The sequence below is a fragment of the Prevotella sp. tf2-5 genome (genome assembly GCF_900115435.1).
Lineage (GTDB): Bacteria > Bacteroidota > Bacteroidia > Bacteroidales > Bacteroidaceae > Prevotella.
On the sequence record NZ_FOWK01000011.1, the window covers coordinates 1 to 12,241 of the forward strand.

9 protein-coding genes and 1 pseudogene are annotated in these 12,241 nt (G+C 48.2%); 7 read left to right on the top strand and 3 right to left on the bottom strand.

Features of this window, described 5'->3' with window-relative positions:
• Positions 1 to 126: 126 nt before the first annotated feature.
• From BM257_RS14600 to BM257_RS11310, 3 genes are all read right to left on the bottom strand, one after another.
• A complete protein-coding gene (locus BM257_RS14600; RefSeq protein ID WP_143096839.1) occupies positions 127 to 564 on the bottom strand; it encodes a hypothetical protein in 438 nt (145 codons plus the stop codon).
• Positions 565 to 676: 112 nt separating this feature from the next.
• Entirely contained in the window at positions 677 to 862 is a 186-nt protein-coding gene (locus tag BM257_RS11305; protein WP_092072594.1) for a hypothetical protein, read from the bottom strand.
• Positions 863 to 875: 13 nt separating this feature from the next.
• Positions 876 to 3,440, bottom strand: a complete 2,565-nt coding sequence (locus BM257_RS11310) for a hypothetical protein (RefSeq protein WP_143096840.1) — start codon at positions 3,438 to 3,440, stop codon at positions 876 to 878.
• Between the two features lie 293 nt (positions 3,441 to 3,733).
• Between BM257_RS11310 and BM257_RS11315 the strand changes: the two genes are divergently transcribed.
• The 7 genes and pseudogenes from BM257_RS11315 to BM257_RS11345 all read left to right on the top strand — a co-directional run bounded on the left by BM257_RS11315 (position 3,734) and on the right by BM257_RS11345 (position 12,237).
• Positions 3,734 to 4,126, top strand: a complete 393-nt coding sequence (locus BM257_RS11315; protein ID WP_092072600.1) for a GtrA family protein — start codon at positions 3,734 to 3,736, stop codon at positions 4,124 to 4,126.
• Between the two features lie 5 nt (positions 4,127 to 4,131).
• A pseudogene (locus BM257_RS11320) lies at positions 4,132 to 5,372 on the top strand (cobyrinate a,c-diamide synthase).
• Positions 5,373 to 5,434: 62 nt separating this feature from the next.
• Positions 5,435 to 6,850 carry a cobyric acid synthase gene (locus tag BM257_RS11325; RefSeq protein WP_092072603.1) on the top strand — a complete coding sequence of 472 codons (1,416 nt, stop codon included), beginning with the start codon at positions 5,435 to 5,437 and terminating at the stop codon, positions 6,848 to 6,850.
• Between the two features lie 66 nt (positions 6,851 to 6,916).
• Positions 6,917 to 8,935, top strand: a complete 2,019-nt coding sequence (locus tag BM257_RS11330) for a TonB-dependent receptor (protein ID WP_092072606.1) — start codon at positions 6,917 to 6,919, stop codon at positions 8,933 to 8,935.
• Between the two features lie 6 nt (positions 8,936 to 8,941).
• A complete protein-coding gene (locus BM257_RS11335) occupies positions 8,942 to 10,111 on the top strand; it encodes a YncE family protein (RefSeq protein WP_092072609.1) in 1,170 nt (389 codons plus the stop codon).
• Positions 10,092 to 11,237, top strand: a complete 1,146-nt coding sequence (locus tag BM257_RS11340) for an ABC transporter substrate-binding protein (RefSeq protein ID WP_177216101.1) — start codon at positions 10,092 to 10,094, stop codon at positions 11,235 to 11,237. The genes BM257_RS11335 and BM257_RS11340 overlap by 20 nt, the downstream gene beginning before the upstream one ends.
• Entirely contained in the window at positions 11,230 to 12,237 is a 1,008-nt protein-coding gene (locus BM257_RS11345) for an iron ABC transporter permease (RefSeq protein ID WP_092072612.1), read from the top strand. The genes BM257_RS11340 and BM257_RS11345 overlap by 8 nt, the downstream gene beginning before the upstream one ends.
• Positions 12,238 to 12,241 lie beyond the last annotated feature (4 nt).

Consider the following 12,241-nt stretch of genomic DNA (forward strand, 5'->3'; position numbering starts at 1 on the left):
CGTTGATAATTGTTCTCTTCCATAGTTCTTTGCTTTTTATGATGCAAAGATACAATGTTTTTCCGATTTAGCAAAACATTCCAATCAAAAACTTGTCAAAGAGCGCCGTTGTTATTTTATTACTTTTTATTCCATTGGCTTAATCATTGATTCGATGAACTGGATTTTCTCATCAGTCAGTTTGTATTTCTTGTAGAGTTCTTCGTCCGTCCATGGCTTTGAGAAGTCTTGGAGGGGGACGAATTGGAAACTATCTTTTGTTATATGTATAGAAGTAAGAGCCTGTAACAAAAGGAATCGAAATGTTTTCGTTGAAACATAAGTGCACATATTATTTGCTTCCGATTCACAATCATAAGTGCCCATTATTAAATATGTTTCTGTACAAACTTCATTGGGAGTCAATACCTGTAGTGAAGAAACAACTTGATAATCGCCATTAGATGAAGGTTTATTACCACCAGACATTGCATAAGTAATGATAACTTTATATTTTTTTAAAAGCTTTTCTCTATCTGTTATTAATTGCTTAGGATAAAAACCTTTCCCTTGACTGGATAACAAAATAACATCATCATTACTATTCTTAGTAACATTTCCTCTTCAACGAGGATGAGTATTAAGAAGGCATCTTAGAAAAAAGCCCTGGCATCATGTTGGTGCCAGGGCTTTTTTGCTAACGAATGTCGATGTCTAAGCCTTCGTCACTTTGAGGGAAGACCAACCCGTCGTCTGTCAGATTGCTATCCAGCAATTCATACAGACTGGTACAGATAATGCCGCTGTATTTCAGCTCGAGTACTACTACGTCGGGTTTTATATATTGTTTTTTCATATTCTTTTCTGTTTGAGAAATTACCATTCTTTATCAATAATCACTTAACCACGACTACTTGTCCATTGTGGATGTAGAGACCCTTTGACAATTTACTATTTGAAATCTGACGGCCCTGCAAGTCGTACCAGCGGTTGGCTCTGTTGTTGCCTTTTTCTTGTTCGATGGTGACGATGCCAGTAACGGTGTCTCCGTCGAAGTTCATCTCGAAGGAACGTACTTGGCTGGCAATGCTGGTGTCGACCTTGAAAATGGCGCGGAAGGCATTGACGGTCTTGTTGGCACTGGGCCAGTAGAGCTTGTTATCTGCGCCAAGGTAGAGGCTGCCCTTGTCGCCGCCAGTGAGCACTACGGGGTCGTAGTTGCCGATGAAGGTCACCTTGCCGTCCTCACTGACAAGCTTCGTCTCGTCGGGGTCATCGTTGAAAATGGTGAAATTGTTGAAAACAGGGCTTTCGATATTGTCGCCACTTGCCCACTTTACGAGATAAGGTACGCCGGCCTCTATCCAGTCGGTCTCTTCGAAGTAGAGCGAGAGCACACCAGTAGAGGCATCATAGCCGGTCTTCTTGTCGCCATACGTACCCTCCACATCCAGCGTCATCACCGTAGCGCCTTCAAGCGGTGTGCCGGTGAAGTCATAGATGTCAAATGGCAGACAAAGCGTGTTCCACTTGCCGTCTTTGTAGAGTGTGCGACCGTTGAGCTCAACGTTGACAGGACATAAAATGTTTTCGCTGATGGCTTCGGTGTTGTCACTGCCGTTCTGGAGGGTGAGGTCATCGACGACGTCATAGCTGTCGGTAAATTCATAGGTATGCCCGTCAGAGTTGGTCCAGTTGCAAGTAGCGTTGTAACGCGTGCCGATGATGATTTCCACCTCTTGGTCATCTACCGTCATCGTTTCCGTCAGGTATTCCGAGGTGATGTTCATTTTATTTGAGGAGCCTGATGTCTCCGATGCTACGGTCTCACCTTTGTGTTTGATGGTCACCGTTGCCTGTGCGCCACCGGCAGTCCTTATCCATGTCCATGAGGTGGTATAGACTTTGGCGAAACGGGCGTAGTACTTGGCATAGTCCATGCCAGCCTCAGCGGTTATCGATGTCTGTGGCTGAACGAGGCCGTCCGGTGTGTGACACCATTTGTTTTCATTCTCTTCTGTGGGATCCTTCTCCCATCCTTTGAACTCGTAGCCCTCGGGCACGCTGCAGGCTGGCATAGTGAACTGCTTGCCGGCACCTACGATTTTCAGAATGCCAGCTGCGTAAGTATTCTCTGTTGTTCCAGGATTATGGATGCCGATCTGTACCATTGAATTCTTGCCACAGACGCAGGTCACGTCGTAGTGACTTTCCTTCCATGTAGCGTTGCAGTAGCGGCAATGCTTGGTGTGGGTATTCTTGTCATCAATGGTGTAATAGATAGCCTCTGTTTTGTCGCTGCCGTCGGCAGGCGCAGTATGTAGGCAGGCTTCCACCTTTGCCCATGTACGATACTGGCATGCAGCCTCGCGCTCGGCGTTGGTGAACACACGCTCAGTATTGGTTTTGAGCTCATAATTGCCTCTCTCTTTACGTGTTGCAGTTCCGGCCATGACCTTCAGGTTGTCGGCAAAGGTGATGGTGCCCTTGTCCTTGCCTCTGTAGCCGCCGATAGCTGAGCATTTCTCACCACCGCGTGCTTCTACCGTGCCACCGTAGATGTGTACGTCGCCACCCTTGCCACCGTCGGCGCCGCCAATGCCGCAACCATCTTTTCCGCCGATAGCAATGACATGGCCGCCCCAGATATTCACTGTGCCGCCGTTGCCGTCCCATCCGCCGCCGCCGATGCCGGCACCATGCGAGCATGATTGCCAATCTCCATCAATCATAGATCCCACGGTACCGCCATAGATGTTTATCGGTCCACCCTGATTGGCTTTCATGCCGCCGCCAATGCCAGCACCGGAATAGTTGTCGCTAAAGACGTGAGTTTCGACAATACCACCGAAGATTGTCACCTCGCTGTTGACACCGATGCCCCACTCAAGACCGCCACCGATGGCAGCACCTAATCCGCCTTGGTAGACTTCGACCGTTCCGCTGTGTACATAGAGGCTGCCCATAGGACCATCTTCGGAACCGCCGGTGCCGATGCCTGCTGCTGTGTGATAAACGCCGTGGGTAGTTGTATAGGAACCATTGCCATATTTTCTTTTACCGGCTTTTTTAGTATACTCTTTATGATTCTCCACGATGAGTTTGCCCGAGCTTTGGTCGGACACGTCGTGAATGTGAAGCTTGTAGCCGTCTTTCAGCTTCACGTGTACGCAGTTGAGCTCAGCGCCGTTCGAGAGGATGAGGTGTACGTCGTTGCCAGTGATGTTGAGCACCTTGTACTGCGTATGGGAATTCACCACGTAGTAGCCGTTGCCGAGGGCTATCCAGTCGTTCTCGTGCTCACCGCTGAGCACGGTGGCATCCTTTGTGTCGGTGGTGGTCACCACCTGGTTGTTTTTTGCGTCCCATGAGCGCACACGGAACGTCACGTTTTCGCCCTGCGCTTCGAGAACTGTCAGCAGGGACAAACACCAAATAATAAAGAAAAATTTAATCTTCATAACAATCTTTTGTTTAACAAAAACTTTTTTCCGGGGTGCAAAATTACAATTTATTTTGGAATATGCCAAAGATATTCCGCGAAATTGAAAAAAGCAGTTCAAAGGCAAGTCTTTCAATGGATTTTTTAAAGATATATGGTTCCACATAGTTGCAGAATATGTCATAGGACGGGTATTACCCCCATAATTATTTTTGCTAATATTCCTGCATGAAAATGCTACATATTTTGGCAATAACAAAAATAATTAGTAACTTTGCAAGAATAAAGGTCTGTACCTTTTAAAGTAACAACATGAAGAAACTCAATATCAATAAAGAGACGATCGGAGAAATGATTCGGTTTTCCATAGTGGGTACACTGGTGACGGTTATCCACTATGGAGTATACTGGCTGCTGCAACTGGTGATGAACGTGAATATAGCATGGACAGCGGGATATATTGCCGGATTCATTTTCAACTATTACATGAGCGCCTACTACATCTTCCGCAAGAAGACCTCTGCTAAGAACGGAGCTGGTTTCGGTGTGGCTCACATCGTGAACTACCTGTTGCAGATGGGTCTGCTGAATTTCTTCATCTGGACAGGTATGAGTGCCGAGATGGCTCCAGTGGGAGTCTATGCTGTTTCCATACCCGTGAATTTCCTGTTGGTAAGATTTGTCTTCAAAAAGATGGATAAATAAATAATATGAGAAAAAGACTGATCATGAGGAAGTTTCTGATAGCGGCACCAACGAGCGGGTCGGGAAAGACGACGGTCGCACGGGGACTGATGGCTCTTCTGACACAGGAGGGCTATCGGGTACAACCGTTTAAATGTGGTCCTGACTATATCGATACGAAATTCCATACGGCAGTATGTGGAAGACCGTCGGTGAATCTTGATACCTTTATGGCTACTCCAGAACACGTCAGGGAGTTGTTCGTCCGCTATGGACAGGATGCTGACGTGTGTGTCGTGGAGGGTATGATGGGACTCTTTGACGGCTATGACCGTGACAAAGGATCAACGGCAGAGATAGCCCGTGTGCTGGACATTCCTGTGATACTGGTGGTGGATGCGAAGTCAGCTGCCTATTCGATGGCACCGCTACTGTCTGGCTTTATACACTTCAACAAGGATGTCCGTATTGTGGGAGTCATTTTCAATAAGGTAGGTAGTGAACGACACTTTCAGATGCTGCAGCAGGTATGTGATGACCTTCATATAGAATGTCTGGGGTATCTGCCTAAGCAAACATCCTTAGAGCAAGGTTCCCGCTATCTGGGATTGGATTTCTCGAAGACAGCCGAGAGTCGTGAGTTAGTGAGTTTACTTAAAAAGAATGTGAGATGGGAAAGACTCTTAGAACGCTGATAGCACGCAATGACGAGTCGTTCTCCTTTCTCTACCAGGAGACGATAGACGCATTGGGTGAGGTCACATTCTTCGACCCGGAGACGGAGGTGCCGGAGTTGGATGATATCGACTTGTTATACCTGCCTGGCGGTTATCCAGAGAAGCATTTAGAGGCATTGGTGCGGAATGAAGTCTGCAGGAAAGCTATCAAAGACTTTGCGGAACGTGGTGGTCGCATACAGGCAGAATGCGGCGGTATGATGTATCTCTGTGAGTCAATCGTTACAGACGAAAGGCTACGGGTTGGCGCGTCAGCGGGAATGGGTGAGTATCCGATGTGTGGGGTATTACCCTATAAGATTTCCGCACGGAAAGCAGACCGCAGGCTCTCCTTGGGCTATCGTCGTTTTATGCTTGACGGCAAGGAGTACCGAGGTCATGAGTTTCATTATACACAGTTCCTGGGAGACATACCCAAGAGTGTCACACAGGTCTATAATGCGAAAGGGGAACCCGTAGACACGCCAGTATTCCGTTACAAGAACGTGCTGGCAAGTTATACCCATCTTTATTTAGTTGAGAGTTTATAGTTGAGAGTTTATAGTTGAGAGTGGAGGATATAGAATTGAAAACGGAGAGACTTCATCCAATCATGTTCGTAGGAACAGGCAGTGACGTGGGTAAGAGTGTGATAGCTGCTGGTTTTTGTCGTGTGTTCCTGCAAGACGGATATCACCCGGCACCCTTTAAGGCACAGAATATGTCACTGAACTCCTATGCCACCTCAGAGGGTTTGGAGATCGGACGTGCGCAGGCTGTACAGGCAGAGGCGGCAGGAATCCCCTGTCATACGGATATGAATCCTATCCTGCTGAAACCTCAGTCGGACCACACCTCCCAGGTGGTACTGAACGGGAAACCCGTTGGCAACCAGTCGGCAGGCAGTTATTTCCGTAATGAGGGCAGGGATGAGTTACGTAAGGAGGTACATGCCGCCTTCGACCGTCTTGCGTCCGTCTATAACCCTGTTGTGATGGAGGGAGCGGGGAGTGTCTCTGAGATCAACCTCCGTAAAATAGATCTGGTGAACATGCCGATGGCGATATATGCGAAGGCAGATGTCATCTTAGTTGCCGATATTGACAGAGGAGGTGTCTTTGCCAGTGTGTATGGGAGTATCATGCTCATGACGGAAGAAGAGCGCAAGCATGTCAAAGGTATCATTATCAATAAATTCCGCGGTGACATAGAACTGTTCAGAGACGGTGTGAAGATCATCGAGGAACTCTGTCATGTCCCCGTCTTGGGTGTCATCCCATATTACAACGATATTCATATAGAGGAAGAGGACAGTGTGTCTTTGGAACGGAAATCCTATAACAGTCAACGGTCCATGATCAATGTCGCAGTGGTGTTACTCCGTCATATGAGTAACTTCACCGATTTCGATGCGTTGGAACAGGATCCTCGTGTCCATCTTTATTATGCCAGTACACCCGACGACCTGAATGATGCTGACATCGTCATCCTACCTGGATCGAAATCGACGATTGACGACCTGTATCACCTGCGTCGTCATGGGATGGCGGAGGCGATTATCCGTGCCCGTCGTCGCGGGGCTACCATCCTGGGAATCTGCGGTGGTTATCAGATGATGGGACAGTCTGTTGAGGATCCAGAGGGCTTTGAGGGTGACATCACCAATATGCCGGGACTGGGTCTGCTACCTGTCCATACTACGATCACAGCGGAGAAGATTACCCGTCAGGTGACCTTCCTGTTTGATGGTAAGACATGTCAGGGTTATGAGATCCATCAGGGTATCAGTGATACTGACGAGGTGATACTGATAGAGGACCGTTGTATCGGAACCTACGTTCATGGTATTCTTGACAACACCTCGTTTGTGGACTATCTGCTCCGTCCTTATAAGGAAAAGGTGAAGAGCACTCCGGCTTTTGATTACCATACCTTTAAGGAACAACAATACGACAAACTTGCCGACCATATCCGCCGCTATGTGGATATACCTGCCGTCTATCGGATTCTTGAAGTAAAAAATGAATGATTATTTTTGTCATTTGCGTATAATGTATTACTTTTGCATCTGCAAAAAAGTTCATTAGAACAAAGGATGAAAAAGATTGTCACATTTCTGGGTGTTTCGTGGATGTCGTTAAGTGCTGTGGCACAGACAGATACCATCACTGGTCGTGTGCATCAGTTGGAGGAGGTGACGATTACGGAGACCCAACGGAAGCATACTGTCACCAGTACGGCACCCCTGCATCTGTTAGATCGTCAGGACATGCTGACGATGGGAGTGACGGATATCGCCGACGCCCTCCATCGACTGCCTGGTATCACCATCCGTGACTATGGTGGGGCAGGAGGTATGAAGACGGTCTCCGTACGTGGCTTCGGTGCCAAGCATACGGGGGTATGCTATGACGGGGTGATGCTCTCAGAGTGCCAGAGTGGTGAGATAGACCTTTCCCGTTACTCGCTGGATAATGTCGACAACCTCTCGTTGGTGATAGGTGATAATGATGACATCTTCATTCCCGCCCGTCAGGTGACGACTCCTGCCGTACTGAATATCCAGACACTCCGTTTGCCGACAGCGGACACCAGAGCTCATCTCACCACACAGGTGAAGTTCGGCTCTTTCGGCTATGTCAGTCCTTTCCTCCGTTATGAGCAGAACTTCTCCGACAAGTTTGCCTTCAGTGCCGTTGGGGAATATACTTATGCGGAGAATGACTATCCGTATGAGTTGCAGAACGGACTGCAGACTATCCACGACCGTCGTGCGAATAGCAGGATGAACAGCGGGCATGGGGAGCTGAACTTCCTGTGGAGCATCAACGCTGTCAACCGCTTGTCGGGAAAGATCTATTATTATGACAATGACCGACAGTTGCCAGGACTGGTGCGTTATTATACCAACCTCAGCGGGGAGAATCTCCGGGACCGGAATTTCTTCGCCCAGATGATGTATCAGACTCGCTGGGGAGAAAAGCTGTCGTTGAAGTGGAATACTAAGTTCAACTGGTCTGCCTCTATCTATGAGGATGCTTTGAAACCAGGTGGTATCAATGACGCCAGTTATTGGCAAAGAGAGGTCTATACCTCTGTGGCATTGCTTTATGCTCCTGATGACCACTGGACTTTCGACTATTCGGCAGACTATGCCTTCAATAACCTGAATGGCAGTTCCTGGCGTGCCGTCACGGGACGACCGTCTCGCCATACGTTACTGCAGTCTGCTACGGCGAAATACCACAACAAACGTCTGACGGTCTTAGGAAGACTGCTCTATTCCCTTTATCTCAACGAACAGAAGGATGTCCCCGACGTGGACAGGATTGATATACAGAAGAACTCCGCCGGTAACATGAGAAGACTGTCTCCTTCTGTGTCCCTCTCATACCGGTTGCTGGAGGCGTACGACCTCTATGTACGTGCCTCTTATAAGAATATCTTCCGTTCTCCGACTTTCAACGAGAGTTATTTCTATCACTATGGTTCCCCGAACCTCCAACCGGAGTTGACGGATCAGTATAACATCGGAGTCACCTTCTCCCATACCCGTTCCAAGAACTGGCATCTCTATTTGACGCTTGACGGCTATTATAACCATGTGAAGGACATGATAGTCGCTATACCTTATAATATGTTTATATGGACCTGTGTGAACATCGGCAAGGTGTACACCTATGGTATGGACGCCACCATCAAGGCGTCTTACCGTTTCTCTCCACGTTATGCTCTCTTGTTTTCCGGCAACTACAGTTACCAGAAGGTGGAGAACCGTTTTAACCCCGAGTCACCTAACTATAAGAAACAGATAGCGTATATGCCTAAGCATACAGGCAGTTTGGCGCTGACTTTCGAGAACCCGTGGGTGAATGTATCGCTGCATGGAGTGGGGGTGAGCAGTCGGTGGCCCAATAACGACCACTATAGCGGGACGATGATTGACGGCTATATGGATTTCGGTGTCACCGCCTACCGTCAGTTGACTTTCGGCAGACACCAGATAGAGGCACGTCTCGACCTCAAGAACCTGTTCAACACACAGTACGAGATTGTGTCACATTATCCGATGCCACGACGTAGTTATCAAGTAACCATTAATTATAAATTTTAATGTAACATGAAAAAGTATCTTTTAAGTTTTGCGGTAGTACTGAGTGCGACACTCTTTACCGCTTGTAATGACAAAGACAATGGAGGTGGTACCTATACCATTCCTGTGACAAATGGCGCTTTTGTGATCTGCTCTGGTAATGTATGGAGCGGTATCGATGGTAGTCTGACCTATATAGACTATGCCACAGGAACCTCTGTCAATGATCAGTTCTATGCTAAGAACGGTCGTAAACTGGGTGGTACTCCTAACGACATCATGGTCTATGGCGACAAGATGTATATCGCTGTCACAGACGAGAATACCCTGGAGATTGTGAATGCCAAGACACTGGCGTCTATCGCACAGTTGAAACTCACTAACCTGATGGGTGCTGACAAGGGTGTCGCTCCCCGCCACCTGGTAGGTGCTGACGGCATCGTCTATGTGTCAACCTATGGCGGTTGCTCTAACACCTTTAATTCTGAGACTTGGGAGACGACGACAGAGGGTAACGGTTATGTAGCCGCTATTGACACGACGTCCTTTGCGTTGAAGAATGTCTATACCGTAGGTTCTTATCCTGAAGGTGTCGCAATTTCCGGAAGTTTGTTGTTTGTCGCCAACTCCGACTATGGTGCCCAGACAAAGGCATCCATCTCTGTGATCAACGTGAGTACGAAAGAGTCCACGACCATCACTGACAGCAAGATCACCAATCCTACTGATGTGGCTGTGGCTGGTACCGATCTCTACATCTTGGATCAGGGTAACTATGCTGATGTGAAGGGTGGTATACGTCTTGCCAAACTCGAAACCGGTAATGTGACGACACTGTTCGACTGCACGAACGCTACGTTCGTCGGATATAACATCTTAGCGGCAGACTGCTCTGAGTATGGTAAGAGCGTGGATCATTTTATGGTCTATAACATCCAGTCTGGTGTCAAGAAAGACATCCCTTCTGGTGTCAACAAGTTCTTCTATCCCAATGTCGTGACAGCTGACCCGGTGACAAACCATATCTTCGTGGCATCCTATAGCGAGAAGGCAGATACTCCCAATACTCCTGACTATTCCGCCAACGGATATGTCGTTGAGTATGACCAGTATGGCTCTCCAATCAAGGAGTACTCCTGTGGCGTAGGTCCTGCTGCTATTGACTTCTATGTATCCTATGAGGAGGTTAAGTATTAATATCATTAGAAATCTCCTTATATTTGCCCTTGTGGCAATGTCGCTGTCTTCCTGTGGGAACCGGACAGGTTTCTCACAGGAGGGTGGCGACACTTTACATCTTAAATACTCTTCATTACTCTCTGTCGTCCAACATGAGGGTTATACGGAGGTGGACATCCGTAATCCTTGGAAGGAAGGAATGCTGTTGCATACCTATATCCTCGTTCCTCGTCAAAGTGAACTCCCCCAAGACCTCCCTCATGGTACTATTATCCGCACTCCCGTAGAACGTGCCGCTGTCTTTACCACTGTCCATTGTTCCCTGCTGAACACGCTGGGTCATGGAGAGAATATCGTCGGTGTCGCCGATTTGAAATATATCAAGATCCCTTTCATTCACGAACAAGTCAGGAAAGGTAAGGTCGCTGACTGTGGTAATGGACTGAGTCCTGTGGTGGAGAAGATCATGGATATCAAACCGGATATCATCATGCTCTCCCCGTTTGAGAACAGTGGGGGCTATGGTAAACTGGAGGAGATAGGCATCCCGCTGGTGGAGTGTGCGGAATATATGGAGAATACTCCGCTTGCCCGTGCGGAATGGATGAAGTTCTACGGGATGCTCTTCGGAGAGGAACAGAAGACGGATAGTCTTTTTGACGTGGTAGAGAAGAACTACCTGTCGTTAAAGGAGGAAGCCCGGAAGATGGGACAAGGACGTTCTGTCCTTGTGGATAAGATAGTTGGTTCCGTCTGGTATGTGCCGGGAGGTAAGAGCACCATCGGACAGATGATACTGGATGCCGGCGGACGTTATGCCTGGCAGGATGACACTCACGGTGGCAGTCTCTCCCTGCCTTTTGAGACAGTACTGGAGCGTGCTGGTGATGCCGAGGTGTGGATCTATCGTTATAGCAGTGATCATCAACAGACTTACCATGAGTTACTGAGTGAGTATCGCGGCTACCAACAGTTGCAGGCTTTTGCTGACAGGAATGTCTATGGCTGTAATGTCGAGCTGTCGTTGTTCTATGAGGAGTCACCATTCCGTCCTGACTGGCTCTTGAGTGACTTCATCCAGATACTCCATCCCGACAAGAAATCAGCGTCTGCATTGCGTTATTATCATCATCTGAATGAATAAGGGAGTCATATACTGCACAGGACTGACACTGGTCATCGTCGTACTCTTCATCCTTAACCTGATGATGGGCTCTGTCTCTATTCCTGTGGAGGATACGATTCGTATACTGATGGGAGAGGGGAGTGTCAAACCCTCGTGGCAATATATCATTCTGGAGTCTCGTATGCCCCAGGCACTGACGGCAATACTCTGCGGAGGGGCATTGGCAGCCAGTGGACTGATGTTGCAGACGGCATTCCGCAACCCTTTAGCGGGTCCGAGTATCTTTGGTATCAATAGCGGGGCAGGACTGGGTGTCGCTCTGGTGATGTTGTTCTTGGGAGGCAGCATCTCCGCAGGCTCCGTCAGTCTGTCGGGGTTTGTCGCTGTCCTGACAGCTGCGTTTGCGGGTGCTATGGCGGTGATGACGCTGATCTTCTTCTTTTCCACAATTGTACGTAATCACGTGATGCTGTTGATCATCGGTATCATGATCGGTTATATCTCCAACTCAGCCATCTCCCTTCTTAATTTCTTTGCGACAGACGAGGGGGTGCGTTCCTATATGGTATGGGGCATGGGGTCCTTTGGAGGTGTCTCGATGAGGATGATGCCTGTCTTTGCCAGCATCACCTTGTTGGGGCTGTTAGGTTGTCTGTTACTGATCAAACCTCTCAATGCCTTGATGCTGGGTGACCGTTATGCGGAGAACTTAGGTGTCAACATCATCCGTACCCGTAACTGGCTCTTGATAGTGACAGGTATCCTGACAGCGGTCACCACAGCGTTCTGCGGACCGATAGCATTCATCGGACTTGCCGTACCACATATCACACGGCTTCTGTTGACAACAGACAATCACCGTTCCCTGCTTCCTGCCACCATACTGATGGGTGCCGTGATAGCCCTTTTGTGTAATCTGATCACCGTCCTTCCTGGTGAGACGGGTGTCATCCCCTTGAACGCGGTAACCCCGTTGATAGGTGCTCCCGTCATTATCTATGTAATCATTAAACGTTGAGGAA